Raw genomic sequence first — 14,767 nt, 5'->3', positions numbered from 1 at the left:
CGTGTCAGCTCATCATGTCAGGGGGAGCGGAGGTTTCGAGGGCGAGGGCGTGCAGTTCGCCGCCCATATGGCCCTTGAGCGCGGCATAGACGAGCTGGTGCTGTCTCACGCGCGGCAGGCCGGCGAAGGCGGTAGAGACGATGCGGGCCTTGTAGTGATCGCCATCGCCCGCGAGATCATCGATGACGATCTCGGCGTCGGGAAAGGCCTCGGTCAGATAGGCGTGAAGGGTTTCGGCGGGCATCGGCATGACATCTACAATGCGCGATAAACCTTAATGTGAGGCTACGGTCCTGTCGGCCTCTCGCGCGGTCGCCCTACCTCGGCCCGGACGGGTTGATCCGTTCCATCAGGATCGTCGGCTCGTCGCGATAGATGCCGTCGGCATAGCGGACGTAGCCGACATGGCCCGCAAGGCGCAGGGACGCCAGGTTAACCGGCGCGATCATGCAGACGGTGCGCGGCGCCTTCAGCACAGCGTCAGCCCATGCGAGCGCGGCGGACACACCCTCTCTGGCCAGACCCTGACCCTGAAACGCCCCGCCGATGCCCCAGCCAAGCTCTGGTGCCCCCATCGGCGGGACCACGTCGCGATGGTAGTCCAGCACCCCGACCGAACCGACATAGGCACCGGTCTCCGTCAGCCGCATCGACCAGTTGCCACGCCCCAGCACCGACCAGTGGCCGATATCGCGCAGCAGGCGGAACCACACCTCCTCCGCCGACAGGTTCCGTCCGGTGATGTGCCGGGTGAAGGCCGCATCCTGCCACAGCAGGACAAGGTCGTCGTAGTCGGATACGGCGACCGGCGTGAGTGTCAGGCGGGCGGTGGACAGCACAGACCCTGTCACATCAGCCCCAGCTGCTTGAAGCTGGTCACGCCCTCGCGACCGACGATCAGGTGGTCGTGGACCTCGACGGCCAGGGACCTGGCGGCCTGGACGATCTGTCGGGTCATGTCGATGTCGGCGCGACTGGGCGTCGGGTCGCCGGACGGATGGTTGTGGACCAGGATCATGGCGGCCGCGGAGACCTCCAGTCCGCGGCGCACGACCTCGCGCGGATAGACCGGGGCGTGATCGACCGTGCCCCGGTTCTGGACCTCGTCGAGGATCAGCTGGTTCTTCTTGTCGAGATACAGGACCCGGAACTGTTCGCGCGGCTCATGCTGGAGCGCGAGGCGGACATAGGCCAGCAGAGCCGACCATGACGAGATCACCGGGCGCTTTGTGGCCGGTTCCCTGGCCACGCGCTGGGCCACCTCGTGCAGGGCGGCGAGGTCGAGCGCCGTCTCCATGCCGACGGACTTTGTCCGGCCCTTCGTGTCCTCGGTGCGGACGGTCATCAGGTCCTCCACGCTGGCGGCGAGGACGGCGGCGAGGGAGCCGAAGCGGGAGAGGAGCGCCTTGGCGATCGGCTTGACGTCGCCCTGCGGCTGGCTCCGGAACAGAAACAGCTCCATCAGCTCGTAATCCGGCAGATGGGTCAGGCCGGCGGTGCGGGCGCGATGGCGCAGGCGTTCCCGGTGACCGGCATGATGGGGCGGGGGTTTGGGCACCGTCCGGGCGATGTCTTCGCTCTGATCCGTCACACCGGTCCCCACAATCGCAGGTTCAGGCTAGCGTTTACGCCGCGCCGTTCAAGCCCCTGCGGCCGCCGGGTTGAACAGGCCCATGGGACTGGCGGTGAAGATCTCGACCCCGTCCTCGGTAACGCCCACGGTGTGCTCGCACTGGGCAGACAGGGACTTGTCACGGGTGACAGCGGTCCAGCCGTCGGACAGGACCTTCACGTGCGGCTTGCCCAGGTTCACCATCGGCTCGACGGTGAAGAACATGCCCGGTTTCAGCACCGCGCCCTCGCCCTTGCGCCCGTAGTGCAGGACGTTGGGGCTGTCGTGAAACAGCCGTCCGATGCCGTGGCCGCAGAAGTCGCGCACGACCGACATGCGGGCGGCCTCGACATGGCGCTGGATGGCGAAGCCGATGTCGCCGAAGGTGTTGCCGGGCTTCACCTGTTCCAGGCCGAGCGCCAGGGATTCATAGGTGACGTCGATCAGCTTCCGGGCGCGGGCGTTGACCTCACCCACCGCGAACATGCGGCTGGAATCGCCGTGCCAGCCATCGACGATAACGGTGTGGTCAATGTTGACGATGTCGCCGTCCTTCAGCACCCGATCGCCGGGGATACCGTGGCACACCACGTGATTGATCGAGGTGCAGACGGTCTTCATATAGCCCTTGTAGCCCAGGCAGGCGGGCAGGCCGCCGCGGTCCAGGGTGTACTGGCGGATGCGGTCGTCGATCTCCCGGGTCGTGACGCCCGGCACCACATAGGGCGTGATCATGTCCAACGCGTCGGCCACCAGACGCCCGGCGATGCGCATGCCCTCGAAATCGTCGGGCTCGTACAGGCGGATGGCGCTGGTGCGGACCAGGGTCTCGGTGTCCAGCTCGGGCGTTTCATACATGGTCGGGTCTCGGGCACGCTGGAACCAGCGTTTCGGGGGTGACATGGCGAGCCTAGCACGGAATCTCAAGCCGATTCAGGGCGGCGCGAAAGGGCGAGGCGTCGCGACGCCTTGCGGCCGGACCAATGTGGCGTAGGTGAGCGGCATGGAACACACATCCCCGACCGCCGCCGTCCTGATCATCGGCGATGAAATCCTGTCCGGGCGGACGGCCGACACCAATCTGAACACTATCGCCCGGTTCCTGGCGGCCCTGGGGATCGACCTGCTGGAGGCACGCACCGTGGGCGACCGGCCCGGGCAGATCATCGAGGCGCTGAACGCGCTGAGGGCCGCTCACGACTATGTTTTCACCACCGGCGGCATCGGGCCGACGCACGACGACATCACCGCGGAGTGCGTGGCCGAGGCGTTCGGTGTGGCCATCGGCGAACGGGACGACGCCCTGGCCATTCTGCTGCGGCGCTATGGCGATGAACTGAACGAGGCGCGGCGGCGGATGGCGCGGATTCCCGACGGCGGGGTGCTCATCGCCAATCCGGTCACGGACGCCCCCGGATTCCAGATCGGCAATGTCTTCGTCATGGCGGGCGTGCCCAGGATCATGACAGCGATGCTGGAGGACCTGGTGCCCCGGCTCCGGACCGGGGCCGTGGTCCATGCCCGGACGCTCAGGGTCACCGGTGTGGGCGAGGGGGTGATCGCGGCACCGCTGGCCGAGGCGGCCGGGGCCAGTCGCGACCTGTCGTTCGGCAGCTATCCCTTCGGGGCGGGCTCGGACGGGGAAGTCGGAACCAATCTGGTGGTGCGCGGTCGCGATGCGGCGGCGGTCGAGGCCGCGGTGGAAGCCCTCGCGGCGACGCTGGGGGCGACGGGGATAGCGACGCGCCGTCAATAGTCTCCTCCCCGTTCGCAAAGCTGCGAATGGGGAGGAGACAGCAGGCATCAGCCCTTGGCGACGTAGCCCTTGCCACCGTTGGACGGACGACGGCCGCGGGGGCGGCGGCGGATTTCGCCGTCGGGCCTCGTTTCACTGACCGGGCGATTGGCAGAGGCGGCCGAGCGGGCGCGGTCGGCCGCGAGCGGGTCGAACGGCACGACACTGACGATCGAACGGTCGCCGTTGTGGCCCCGGTTCTGGTCGCGTCCGCCGCCGTCACGCGCGCCATCCCGGTTCGGGGCACCCTTGCCGCGAATGCGGTGCGGCTGGCCGCCGTGCTCCTTCTTGACGCCATCGCGCCGCGGGTTGCGGTTGCGACCCTCGCCACGGGGCTGATCCTCGCGGTCGGGCATGGTGGCCTTGGTGCCGACGCCGGCGGCCATGATCGACTGGTCCAGCAGGCCCAGCGACTTGTCGTTGCGCCGGTCGGTGGCGGGGATCTTCTGGCGGGTGACCTTCTCGATGTCCTTCAGCAGCTTCATCTCGTCGCCGGCGACGAAGCTGATGGCCGAGCCGTCGGCCCCGGCGCGGGCCGTCCGGCCGATGCGGTGGACATAGGCTTCCGGCACGAAGGGCAGTTCGAAATTCACCACGTGCGAGACGCCGTCCACGTCGATGCCGCGGGCGGCGATGTCGGTGGCGACCAGCACGCGCAGCTTGCCGGCCTTGAAGGCGGCCAGGGTGCGCTCACGCTGGGGCTGGGACTTGTTGCCGTGGATGGCACCGGCCTGGACGCCGCCGGCTTCCAGATAGGCCGCGACCTTGTCGGCACCGTGCTTGGTCTTGGTGAAGACCAGGCAGCGGGTGAAGTTGTCGTCGGCGAACATTTCCGTCAGCAGGGCGCGCTTCCGGCCCTGTTCGACGTGGATGACCGACTGGTTGATGCGCTCGACCGTGGTCGACTGCGGCGTCACCTGGACCTTGACGGGCTCCTTCAGAAGCTCGCCGGCCAGCTTGCCGATCTCGGTCGGCATGGTGGCCGAGAAGAACAGGTTCTGGCGCTTGGCCGGGATGCGGCTGACGATCTGGCGGATTGGCTTGACGAAGCCGAGGTCCAGCATCTGGTCGGCCTCGTCGAGGACGAAGATCTCGGTCGAGGACAGGTCCAGGGTCTTCTGCTGCATGTGATCCAGCAGACGGCCGGGCGTGGCGACCAGCACGTCGAGGCCGGCCTGGATGGCACGTTCCTGCGGGCCGTATTTCACGCCGCCGAAGACAACCGCGACCTTGAAGCCGAGGTGGCGACCATAGGCCTTGAAGCTGTCGGCGATCTGGCTGGCCAGTTCGCGCGTCGGCGACAGGATCAGGCAGCGCGTGGTGCGCGGCAGGGGAGCGACGCGGTTCTCGGCCAGGCGATGCAGGATCGGCAGGGCGAAGGCTGCGGTCTTGCCGGTGCCGGTCTGGGCGATGCCCAGCAGGTCCTTGCCGAGCATGACCGAGGGAATGGCCTGGGCCTGGATGGGGGTGGGGACGGTGTAGCCCTCGGTGGTGAGGGCCTGCAGCAGGGCCTTGTTCAGGCCGAAGGACTCGAATGTAGTGGTCAAGGTAGGCGTTCTTTCGCGTGCGGCGACGCGCATCGGCCGGGCATTGACGCCAAAGGACCGCGCGCCGCCAATCCCGACGGATCGCCAGAGTGGCGGTCGCGGGCTTGATCGGGCGCCGCCCCGCGTGTCCGGGCAGCGAATGAATCTTGAGGGCCGGCCGCTGCTACAGTCAGGTCTTCGCTGGGGAGGAAGACCCACACGCGCTGGAGCGCACCGGGGATCGCCAGAGTGCGACGGGGCGGCAGATGGGCCGTTGTTGCGGCAAAGTCAAGGCGAGGCTCAGATCAGGCTGACCGCCAGGTTCACCGCCAGGGCCACCAGAACGGTGTTGAAGACAAAGGCGGTCACGCTGTGGACCGTGGACAGGCGGCGGATGCGCTGTTCGGAAATCTGGATGTCGGCGGTCTGGCTGGCGACGCCGATCACCAGCGAAAAATGCAGGAAGTCCCAGTAGTCCGGCTCCGTTCCGCCTGGAAAGATCAGGCCGCCGGTGTCCGCGTTCGCCTCGTCCGGCGCATAGAAGCGGTGGGCGTAGTGCAGGGCGAAGATGACATGGACGAACAGCCACGACAGAGCCTCGGTGCCGAGGATCAGGGCGGCGGCGGTGGCCTGGTTCTCTCCGGTGGCCGAGGCGGCTTCGGAGACCACGACGACGACGCTGGCCATGGCGGCGAGCAGGCTGAGCGGCAGGACCGCGGTGCCACCCTCGTCCAGATCGGCGGCGCGCTGACGAATGGCGTCGACCGATCGGGCGCGCGCCATCTTGATGAAGGTCAGCATCAGGAACAGGGCCACGCCCGCGTCCCAGCCGCTGGCCAGGCGCACCGTCCAGCGCCACTCCGACGGGGACGCCAGGGTCACCACGATGGCGAGCAGGAGTCCGATCAGCAGGTGGCCATGGAGCCGGAACAGCCGGGGCCCGGACTTCGCCACGGCAGGCGGCGCGGCGGGCTTCGACGGCTTTCGGGGCATCAGGTTCCCGGCTGGACATAGGGGATGGCGGCGAACAGGCGGCGTTCGCCACCGCGCGGATCGTCCTCCATCCGGGCCGGTTCGTCCATGATCATCGTCTGGCGGCGCGTAAGGTCATAGGGGGTCCAGGCCGGCAGGCTGGTGTGGTTGGGATCCCCGTCGCGGGCCAGGGCGACGAAGGCCTGCGACAGGCGGTCGGCCATCCCCTGTGCCTCCGGGCCCTGGGCGCGGCTGCCGGTCGCCATGACGTTGTCGAGGGCCAGCGGGATGTCGTCGGTGTGCATGGCCCCGCGACGCCCGCCGTCGATGGGGGACGTCCAGTCCAGCTGATAGACGAACGCGGGCGAACCCGATGCCGCGCGCGCCTCCGCCTCGATGATCGCCCCGCGCCAGGAGCGCGCGGCGGTGGTGGCGGCGAAGAAGACGTCGGACGGCGTGTAGGCCGGATACATGCGGCGGTAGGCGGCGATGACCGGCTCGGGCGCGACGTCGATGCGGAACTCGCGGTTGGTCATCTTTCCGGGCAGGTCGTCCCAGGTCAGGCTGAAGTTCGCGGGATCACCGCCCAGGAAGGCCTTGGTCTCGTCGTGGGTATTGCCGATGATCATCGGGATGTGGGCCGACTGGGCAGGGGCGTCGGGATAGAAGGGATGGCGTCGCAGGCTGCGGTCATCCAGCACCGGGCCGAAATAAAGGCCGCCGAAGCCCAGCACGGGGTCGGTCGCCTCGGTCGCTTTCAGGATGTCGGCGACCGGCAGGGTCGCGGCCTCGGCGGCGCGGTCCCTCGGCAGGCCCAGGGCGTCGAGGAAGACTTCGGCCCGTCGGGTGGCATTCCAGGGACCCGAGGCGGTGACCTGCTGGCCGCTCATGGTGGCAGCGCGGTGGAACAGGCCCGCCGCGGCCGGGGTGGCCATCATCGTCGCGATCTTGGCCCCGCCGCCCGACTGGCCAAAGACCATGACGCGGCCGGGATCGCCGCCGAAGGCCGCGATGTTGTCGCGCACCCACTGCAGCGCCAGGATCAGGTCCAGCTGCCCGGCATTGCCGCTGTCGAGGAAGGGCGCGCCGACGATCCGCGCCAGATAGGCATAGCCCAGGGGCCCCAACCGGTGGTTGACGGTAACGGCGACCACGTCGTTGCGTCGGGCCAGTCGCGTGCCGTCGTAGAGCGGGCTGGACCCCGAGCCGCTCGAATAGGCTCCGCCGTGGATATAGACCATCACGGGTCGACGCCCGGCGTCCAGGCCCGGCGACCAGATGTTGAGGAACAGGCAGTCCTCGGCCTGGTTCGGCTCGGAACTGCCTTGCGGACTGGCCGGGCCATAATCGAAGGCCTCGACCGGGCTGGTCCAGGGCGTGGGTCGCGCGGGTGGCTGGAACCGGCGCGGCGCGGTGTCGGCCCCGTAGCGAATCCCCTTGAAGACGTTCACGCCCGCATCCCGCTGGCCCCGCACCGGGCCATGGGTGGTGGGGACGACGGGATGGATTCCCTGCGCCCCGGCGGACGTGGTCAGGAACGGCAGGGCGAGCCCTGTCACCAGGACGGAGCGGCGGTCTGGGGCAGGTCTGCGATCCACGGCGTCTTCCTCCGGACTTTTCGGCAGACTAGGCCTGTGCTCCTCGCATTGTCACCGGTGTCATCTTCGGATGGGCTTGCAGGTCCGCCCTGGCCCCGCTCTAGTGCGATCACGCATTGTTACGAGCCGCCTCCCCGCCTGGCTCGCGCTGGAGAGACCGCATGACCCACAACGACCGTGCCGGCCTGTCGGTCGATCGACAGCTGTCGGCCTTTCTGGAGGACGAGGTGCTGCCCGGGCTGGGCATCGCGGCGGACGCCTTCTGGGTCGGCGTGGCCGGGGTGTTCGCGCGGTTCGCACCGGAGAACCGCACCCTGCTGACGCGGCGGGACGCCTTGCAGGCCCGGATCGATGTCTGGCACGCGGCGAGGAAGGGTCAACCGCACGATCCCGTAGCGACCGAGACCTTCCTGCGTGAGATCGGATATCTGGTCGAGGAGCCCGCGCCGTTCCAGATCACGACGCGGAACGTGGACCCTGAACTCGCCATCCTGGCCGGGCCGCAGCTGGTCGTGCCGATCCTGAATGCCCGATTCCTGCTGAACGCCGCGAACGCGCGCTGGGGCAGTCTGTATGACGCTCTGTATGGCACCGACGCGCTTGGGGATCTGCCGCCGGGTGGGGGTTACGACACGGCGCGCGGGGCGCGGGTTGTGGCGCGGGCCAGGGCGTTTCTGGACGAGGCGGTTCCGCTGCAAACCGGGTCCTGGGCCGATGCGGACGAGCGCTTCGCCCACGCCATCGCCCTGAAACATCAGGACCAGTTCGTCGGCAGGACGGAGCGGGGGGTCCTGTATCGCAACAATGGCCTGCACATCGAGGTGGTGTTTGACCGGAACCATCCGATCGGGGCGACTGACCCGGCCGGGATCGCGGACGTGATCCTGGAATCGGCCCTGTCGACCATCTGCGATCTGGAAGACTCTGTCGCCGCCGTGGACGCGGAGGACAAGGTCGCGGCCTATCGCAACTGGCTGGGGCTGATGAAGGGCGACCTGAAGGCCAGTTTCCAGAAGGGTGGCCAGACGCTGGAACGGACCCTGGCTCCCGATCTGACCTATGTCGCCGACGACGGATCGAGCCGTACGCTCAAGGGGCGATCGTTGCTCTTTGTGCGGAATGTCGGGCACCTGATGACCAATCCGGCCATCGTCCTGCCGGACGGGTCGGAGGCGCCCGAGGGCATTCTGGACGCCATCGTGACCTCGCTGATCGCCCTGTACGACCTGAAGGGGCCCGTTTCAGGAAAAGGGCGGGGGTTCACCAACTCGGCGGCGGGGTCGGTCTATATCGTCAAGCCGAAGATGCACGGGCCGGACGAGGCGGCCTTCACCAACGCCCTGTTCGACGCCGTCGAGGACCTTCTGGGTCTGGCGCGCCACACGATCAAGGTGGGGGTGATGGACGAGGAACGCCGCACCAGCGCCAATCTGGCGGCCTGTATCCATGCGGTGAAGGACCGGATCGTCTTCATCAACACCGGCTTCCTGGACCGGACTGGAGACGAGATCCACACCGCCATGCAGGCCGGGCCGATGGTGCGCAAGGCCGACATCAAGGCCTCGAAATGGATCGCGGCGTATGAGGCGCGCAACGTCGCCATCGGTCTGGCGTGCGGCCTGTCGGGCCGGGCACAGATCGGCAAGGGGATGTGGGCGGCGCCCGACCGGATGGCCGACATGCTGGAGCAGAAGATCGGCCACCCGCGGACCGGGGCGAACACGGCCTGGACGCCGTCGCCGACGGCCGCGACCCTGCATGCGCTGCACTATCACGCCGTCGATGTGTTCGCGGTGCAGAAGGCGGTCGCGCAACGGCCGATACCGGGGCTGGAGGACCTGCTGACGCCGCCGCTGGCGAACGGGGCCAACTGGTCGGAGCAGGAGGTCGCCGACGAGCTGGACAACAACGCCCAGGGCATCCTGGGCTATGTCGTGCGCTGGATCGACCAGGGCGTGGGCTGTTCCAAGGTGCCGGACATCCACGATGTCGGGCTGATGGAGGACCGGGCCACGCTGCGGATCAGTTCCCAGCATATCGCCAACTGGCTGCTGCACGGGGTCTGTACGGCGGATCAGGTCGAGGCGGCCTTCCTGCGGATGGCGGCGAAGGTCGACGGGCAGAATGCGGGCGATCCGCTGTATCGTCCGATGGCGGATGATCCGGAAGGGTCGCTGGCCTTTCAGGCGGCGCGGGCCCTGGTGTTCGAGGGGCTGAGCCAGCCGAACGGCTATACCGAGCCGCTGCTGCATGCCTGGCGCCAGCGGGCCAAGGCGGCTCAGGCCCCGGCGTCGTAGGCCACGCCCGTCAGATAGAGGCCGTCGGCGGGCGAGACGGGGCCGCAGGCGGTGCGGTCGCGGGCCGCCAGCGCCGTCTTCACGGCCTCAGGTGCCCAGCGGCCGAGACCCACCTCGACCAGGGTGCCGGTCATCGAGCGGACCTGACGGTGGAGGAAGGACCGGGCCTCGAACACCAGATGGATCTCCTGTCCCACGGCGGTGACGCGGGCGACGTCCAGGGTCTTCTCGGGCGACTTCGACTGGCAGGCCAGGTCGCGGAAGGTGGTGAAGTCGTGGTGGCCCACCAGATGATCCGCCCCGGCCTGCATGGCCGCGACATCGAGGGGGCGGCGGACGTGCCAGACCTTGCCGCGCTCCAGCGCCGGGCGGCCGGGGCGGTTCAGGATGCGGTAGAGATAGCGCCGCCCGGTGGCCGAGAAGCGGGCGTGCCAGTCGTCGGGCACGGCCCGGCAGTCCAGCACGGCCACGCCCTCTCTCACCATATGGGCGTTCAGGGCGTTCATGACCGTGGCGGCAGGCCAGTCCCGATCGAGATCGACGTGGGCGACCTGTCCGGTGGCGTGGACGCCCGAGTCGGTGCGGCCGGCGGCGGCGATGCGGACGGTCTGGCCGCAGAAGGCCGTGACCGCAGCCTCGACCACCCCCTGGACCGTCGGCAGGCTGTCCTGGGCCTGGAAACCCGCATAGGGGCCGCCGTCGTACTCCAGCGTCAGCCGATAGCGGGGCATCAGCCCAGCATCGTGCCGACGGGCAGGGGAAAGCCCCGCAGGAAGTCGGCCGGATCCTGCGCCGCCTTGCCCTCGCGCTGGACCCGGAGCAGGCGCACGGCGCCGTCACCGGTGCCGATCAGCAACGCGTCGTCGAGGACCTCGCCCGGCGCGCCCGCGCCCTTCAGGCTCGGCATCGACATCAGGGCCTTGACCCGGACGGGGCCATCCGGACCGGGAGCCTCGAACCAGGCACCGGGGAATGGGGACAGGCCCCGGATGTGGCCGTCCAGTTCGGCGGCGGGGCGGGTCCAGTCGATGCGAGCCTCGGCCGGGGTGATCTTCCGGGCATAGGTCGCCTCGCCGACCTGTTCCGTCTCGGTGACGCCGCCGCGCTCGATGGCCGCCAGGGCGCGGGTCCACAGGGTGGCCCCCGTCGTGGCCATGCGGTCGGCCAGGGTGGCGGCCGTATCGTCGGGGGCGATCGGCAGGACCTCGCTGAGCAGGATGGCCCCCTCGTCGAGGCCCTCCGACATCCGCATGATCTGGACCCCGGTCTGGCGGTCCCCGGCCATGATGGCCCGCTGGATCGGCGCGGCCCCCCGCCAGCGCGGTAACAGCGAGCCGTGCAGGTTGAAACAGCCCAGCCGGGGCGCCGACAGCACCGCAGGCATAAGGATCTGGCCATAGGCGACGACGCAGGCGGCATCGAGGTCCAGGCTCCGGAAGGTCTCGATCGCGTCCGGGGCCTTCATCGAGGCGGGCGTGAAGACCGGCAGGCCCATGGTCTCTGCAAAGGCGTGGACCGGAGAGGGCGTCAGCTTCTGGCCCCGGCCCTTGGGCCTCGGCGGCTGTGAGTAGACGGCCACGACCTCATGGCCACTGGCGATCAGTTCGGCCAGGGACGGCACGGCGAAGTCGGGAGTACCCATGAAGGCGAGGCGCATGGCCGTTCTCTAGTCGCGCGGGCCCTTCGGCGCCAGTCGGCGGAAACCGAACCCGGAGGTCGAAAAAACACCGTCCGACCCGTCCGACCCGTTCGCGTCGACCGGTCTGTTCCGTCCCCTTCTGCCGTGGATCCGGGACAAGGGTTAGCACGCCGGGACGTCAGAATCGGTCGTAGGCTCAGTCCAGCCGCGCGATACGCCCGATCCGGAGCGTGCCGACGCTGAGGTCGTCGATGTGCAGCCGCCGCACACGCGCCCGGCCGACGGCCAGGCTGCCTATGGCCAGGGCACCGATCGCGAGGGCACCGACCGCCAGCGCCCCGAGCGCGAAGGCCCCGATCGCCAGCGCCCCGCCGGACCCGGCACCCGGTGCGGCCGGTGGTGCGACGACGGGCGGGGTCTCGGCCTCGGGCGTATCGGTGGGTGCGGTCTCGATCATGGCGGTCGAACGTTCCAGGCGGGCGGAAGGGGTCACCATATCATTCTCGACCCGCAAGGGGAGAAGGATGGCTATATGCCCCCCATGACAAAGACCCTGCACATCGATTTCGTCTCGGACGTCGTCTGCCCCTGGTGCGTGGTGGGGCTGGGCGGGCTGGAGGCGGCGCTCGTGACCCTCAAGGCCGAAGGCATCGAGGCGGACATCCATTTCCAGCCGTTCGAGCTGAACCCCGGCATGGCGGCCGAGGGGGAGAATACGGCTGAGCACATCGCCCGGAAGTATGGCTCGACCCCCGAACAGTCGGCCGCCAACCGGGCCATGATCACCGAACGCGCGGCCGAGGCCTGGGACGGTTTCGAGATGCGGATGGGGCCGGACAGCCGCATCTGGAACACCTTCGACGCCCACCGGCTGCTGCACTGGGCGGCCACCGTTGGACCGGCCCGGCAGCGGGCGCTGAAGGAAGCCCTGTTCCGCACCCATTTCACCGACGGACGGTCGCTGGCCGATCCGGTGGTGCTGGCCGATGCGGCGGCGACCGCCGGGCTGGACCGGGCCAAGGCCGTCGAGGTCCTGGCCGACGACCTCTATGCCGCCGAGGTGCGCGAGGCGGAGGAACTGTGGCGGTCGCGGGGGATCAACGCGGTGCCGGCCGTGGTGGTGGAGGGGAAATGGCTGATCTCCGGCGGCCAGCCGGCGGGGGTGTTTGAGGAGGCGTTGCGGAAAATGGCGGGGGAGGGGTGATGTGAGAGTGGTAGGCGGCGGCGGGACTTGAACCCGCGACCTTCTCGTCCATACTAGAGGCGCGAACCATGAAGTATGTAGAAAACGAGAGCTCTATCCGGCTGAGCTACGCCGCCATAATTCTCAAGTATTTGCAGCGACCAGTTTCAGCTTTGGCTTCTTCCGGGCGACACGGTCACGTTCTTCCTGATCGCGCTTCGCTCGATCAGCGAGCTTCTCCTTAGCGAATGGCAACGAGGCAGCGATCAGTCCCTCGAAGCTGTAGAGATTGGTGTCGCTGCCGAAGCGGGTGTTGCGCCTTTCGGTCCGGGTGAGCAGACCTAGTTCCTGCAGGGCTTTGACTCGCTTTTGGACGGTCCGGCCTGAGACGCCGACCGCACGCGCAACCGTCTCTACTGACGGGCATGGAAGATTATCCGCGTGCCACCAATAGTTCGAGAGGTGCAGAATGATGTTCATATCTATGGCATCGAGCCCAAGGGCCTCCTGTTTCTCTATGATGATGCTCGGGATTGCGTTCCAACCCGCTTCCATCAGCGGCTTGGTCCACTTAGCCTCGTTACGACGGAGCGCTTCTGACTCCGCGCTCTTTGGCAATGATTTGGTCATGTGTGACCCCTTTCGCCGACAGAGATGTGCCGTACCGACTTGGAGATCAAGAGCTTGGGGGGCGTCTTTCGGTTCGCCGGGGGGCGACTCTCGGGACGGGGGTTGGGTGAACCGTGGGCCGGGGAGTGGGCGTCGCCTGGTTCACCCAAAATAGGACGCACCATTAGGACGACCGGCTACAGTACAACACGTCAGAGCAATAGGATAACCAACCGGGCGACCCCCCGTTCACCCGGGCTCCACCTTTTCGCTTCCTGTCTGGCGCGCTTGGTGGGTTTCCGTCGCAAAGTCGATGAAGGCGACGGCTGAAGCTACGGCCAGCCTTGCGTGCCTCGGCTCCAAGCCGCGGTGTTTTCCGTCTCGGCCATGCCCGGTGCCGTAGAGGCCCCGCAGTTCCGCAAGATACGAAGTCAGCGACGACAAATTTCGAAGGATCAACCGGACGGTCTCAGCTCCTCGTGCTTGATCGGGAATCCCCTCGGGGACCAGCTTGAGTTCTTTGGCCAATGCCTTGGTAAGGTCGGGGAGCGTGGCTCCAGTCGAATACGGGATGTTCCGTTTCGTCAGGATCGACTTGCAGCATGACTCGACAAGCTCTTTTGCCGTCCCAATCGCTAATGCCGGGTCGCGATCGACCGCGTTTTCCAGCCGTTCGATCTCCTTTTGCATCCAGCCCGCGTCGAGAGCGTCAGCTACTGACCGGGCTCTGGAAACGTGGCGTTGTCCTTGGCCGCTTAGCTTCCTGCCGATGAAGCGGGGGCGACCCGCGATTTTCTCTTCCTCAGCGAGGGTCCAACCAACAGGTCGAAGCTGGTCGTTGATGTGTTGAACTAGCTGAAGTGCTTCGTTGCGATCAGGGCGCACCACCGGGTGAACCATTTCGCACAGGAACCGGATAAAAATATCGCTTGGGCCGTTGAGCAGGCGAAATCGAACGTCGCCGTAAATCCAGTCGTCACTCCAATCCTCGGGATTGTTAACGCGGTGCTGCCAAATATCTCCCGCTGCGTCGCCGAAACGGGAATCGGTCGACGGAAGCTTGGCCAAGTCGAATATCCGAGCCAAGAACGCGACCTCGTCTATGCGTCCTGCCCAGGCGACATTCTCGATCCGAAACCCGTCGAAAATGTTACGTCGCGTGTGCTCAGGAATTTCCGCTGCGGACTCGCGCCAGTTGGCTGATTTCTGAAGCTGCGGACGTATCTTGGCACCGTACCAATCTCGGGAGTCGCTACCGACGATGGACTTAAAGCGCGTGTCGATCTGATCTTCGAGCAGCTCTCGCCTGTCTCCTAGCTTAACGAAACGCTCGGGTTCTACATAAAGGTAAATCGTCCAAATCGTGGTTCCGCCGTTCCAGTTGTCGAATCCGGTCTCTTCAATTGCGGGTTCAGCCGTACGGAGAATTTCGGCCGATTCAGCCATTCCTTCGGCGGTCAGCATCAGGGCTGCGGTCGCGAGCATTCCTTCGATGTCATCGCTAAGCTTAGGCAATCCATGCCCTCTTAAAAGTGT

General features: G+C 67.3%; 15 protein-coding genes and 1 tRNA gene. 3 read left to right on the top strand and 13 right to left on the bottom strand.

The window, feature by feature from the left end; genetic code table 11:
• Nucleotides 1-4 precede the first annotated feature (4 nt).
• The 4 genes from HZ989_RS00385 to map form a co-directional block, all read right to left on the bottom strand.
• Nucleotides 5-250 (bottom strand): BolA family protein, encoded by a 246-nt coding sequence (locus tag HZ989_RS00385; protein WP_209321682.1) that lies wholly within the window; start codon nucleotides 248-250, stop codon nucleotides 5-7.
• Between the two features lie 67 nt (nucleotides 251-317).
• Complete coding sequence (locus tag HZ989_RS00380) at nucleotides 318-839, bottom strand: GNAT family N-acetyltransferase (RefSeq protein WP_245162409.1); 522 nt, start codon at nucleotides 837-839, stop codon at nucleotides 318-320.
• Between the two features lie 8 nt (nucleotides 840-847).
• Nucleotides 848-1,591 carry a DNA repair protein RadC gene (gene radC / locus HZ989_RS00375; RefSeq protein WP_245162408.1) on the bottom strand — a complete coding sequence of 248 codons (744 nt, stop codon included), beginning with the start codon at nucleotides 1,589-1,591 and terminating at the stop codon, nucleotides 848-850.
• Between the two features lie 48 nt (nucleotides 1,592-1,639).
• The gene (gene map, locus HZ989_RS00370; RefSeq protein WP_209322993.1) at nucleotides 1,640-2,470 is read right to left on the bottom strand and encodes a type I methionyl aminopeptidase; all 831 of its coding nucleotides are present in this window, start codon (nucleotides 2,468-2,470) and stop codon (nucleotides 1,640-1,642) included.
• A gap of 145 nt (nucleotides 2,471-2,615) precedes the next feature.
• Here map and HZ989_RS00365 point away from each other — a divergent pair, with 145 nt between their 5' ends.
• The gene (locus HZ989_RS00365; RefSeq protein WP_209321680.1) at nucleotides 2,616-3,368 is read left to right on the top strand and encodes a molybdopterin-binding protein; all 753 of its coding nucleotides are present in this window, start codon (nucleotides 2,616-2,618) and stop codon (nucleotides 3,366-3,368) included.
• A gap of 47 nt (nucleotides 3,369-3,415) precedes the next feature.
• On the opposite strand, the gene HZ989_RS00360 is transcribed toward HZ989_RS00365, so the two are convergent.
• The 3 genes from HZ989_RS00360 to HZ989_RS00350 all read right to left on the bottom strand — a co-directional run bounded on the left by HZ989_RS00360 (nucleotide 3,416) and on the right by HZ989_RS00350 (nucleotide 7,503).
• Complete coding sequence (locus HZ989_RS00360; protein ID WP_371812959.1) at nucleotides 3,416-4,954, bottom strand: DEAD/DEAH box helicase; 1,539 nt, start codon at nucleotides 4,952-4,954, stop codon at nucleotides 3,416-3,418.
• Between the two features lie 279 nt (nucleotides 4,955-5,233).
• Nucleotides 5,234-5,926, bottom strand: a complete 693-nt coding sequence (locus HZ989_RS00355) for a DUF1345 domain-containing protein (RefSeq protein ID WP_209321678.1) — start codon at nucleotides 5,924-5,926, stop codon at nucleotides 5,234-5,236.
• Nucleotides 5,926-7,503, bottom strand: a complete 1,578-nt coding sequence (locus HZ989_RS00350; protein WP_209321677.1) for a carboxylesterase/lipase family protein — start codon at nucleotides 7,501-7,503, stop codon at nucleotides 5,926-5,928. The genes HZ989_RS00355 and HZ989_RS00350 overlap by 1 nt, the downstream gene beginning before the upstream one ends.
• Before the next feature lie 161 nt (nucleotides 7,504-7,664).
• Between HZ989_RS00350 and HZ989_RS00345 the strand changes: the two genes are divergently transcribed.
• Nucleotides 7,665-9,800, top strand: coding sequence for a malate synthase G (locus tag HZ989_RS00345; protein ID WP_209321676.1), 2,136 nt, complete (start codon nucleotides 7,665-7,667; stop codon nucleotides 9,798-9,800).
• Here HZ989_RS00345 and truA read toward each other — a convergent pair.
• The 3 genes from truA to HZ989_RS00330 all read right to left on the bottom strand — a co-directional run bounded on the left by truA (nucleotide 9,782) and on the right by HZ989_RS00330 (nucleotide 11,935).
• The gene (gene truA, locus HZ989_RS00340; RefSeq protein ID WP_209321675.1) at nucleotides 9,782-10,531 is read right to left on the bottom strand and encodes a tRNA pseudouridine(38-40) synthase TruA; all 750 of its coding nucleotides are present in this window, start codon (nucleotides 10,529-10,531) and stop codon (nucleotides 9,782-9,784) included. The two genes, HZ989_RS00345 and truA, sit on opposite strands and share 19 nt — an antisense overlap.
• Nucleotides 10,531-11,457 (bottom strand): methionyl-tRNA formyltransferase, encoded by a 927-nt coding sequence (fmt, locus tag HZ989_RS00335; protein ID WP_209321674.1) that lies wholly within the window; start codon nucleotides 11,455-11,457, stop codon nucleotides 10,531-10,533. Before fmt ends, truA begins: the two co-directional genes overlap by 1 nt.
• A gap of 178 nt (nucleotides 11,458-11,635) precedes the next feature.
• The gene (locus HZ989_RS00330; RefSeq protein ID WP_209321673.1) at nucleotides 11,636-11,935 is read right to left on the bottom strand and encodes a hypothetical protein; all 300 of its coding nucleotides are present in this window, start codon (nucleotides 11,933-11,935) and stop codon (nucleotides 11,636-11,638) included.
• Nucleotides 11,936-11,971: 36 nt separating this feature from the next.
• Between HZ989_RS00330 and HZ989_RS00325 the strand changes: the two genes are divergently transcribed.
• Nucleotides 11,972-12,643 (top strand): DsbA family oxidoreductase, encoded by a 672-nt coding sequence (locus HZ989_RS00325; RefSeq protein WP_245162407.1) that lies wholly within the window; start codon nucleotides 11,972-11,974, stop codon nucleotides 12,641-12,643.
• A gap of 12 nt (nucleotides 12,644-12,655) precedes the next feature.
• On the opposite strand, the gene HZ989_RS00320 is transcribed toward HZ989_RS00325, so the two are convergent.
• From HZ989_RS00320 to HZ989_RS00310, 3 genes are all read right to left on the bottom strand, one after another.
• Nucleotides 12,656-12,759, bottom strand: a tRNA-OTHER gene (locus HZ989_RS00320).
• A gap of 7 nt (nucleotides 12,760-12,766) precedes the next feature.
• On the bottom strand, nucleotides 12,767-13,252 hold the full coding sequence (locus HZ989_RS00315) for a helix-turn-helix domain-containing protein (RefSeq protein ID WP_209321672.1): 486 nt from the start codon (nucleotides 13,250-13,252) through the stop codon (nucleotides 12,767-12,769).
• Between the two features lie 228 nt (nucleotides 13,253-13,480).
• Nucleotides 13,481-14,716, bottom strand: a complete 1,236-nt coding sequence (locus HZ989_RS00310; RefSeq protein ID WP_209321671.1) for an abortive infection family protein — start codon at nucleotides 14,714-14,716, stop codon at nucleotides 13,481-13,483.
• Between the last annotated feature and the right edge of the window lie 51 nt (nucleotides 14,717-14,767).

Origin of the sequence: Brevundimonas sp. AJA228-03 (genome assembly GCF_017795885.1) — a bacterium.
GTDB lineage: Bacteria > Pseudomonadota > Alphaproteobacteria > Caulobacterales > Caulobacteraceae > Brevundimonas.
This window is presented reverse-complemented; position numbering and strand designations above follow the sequence as displayed.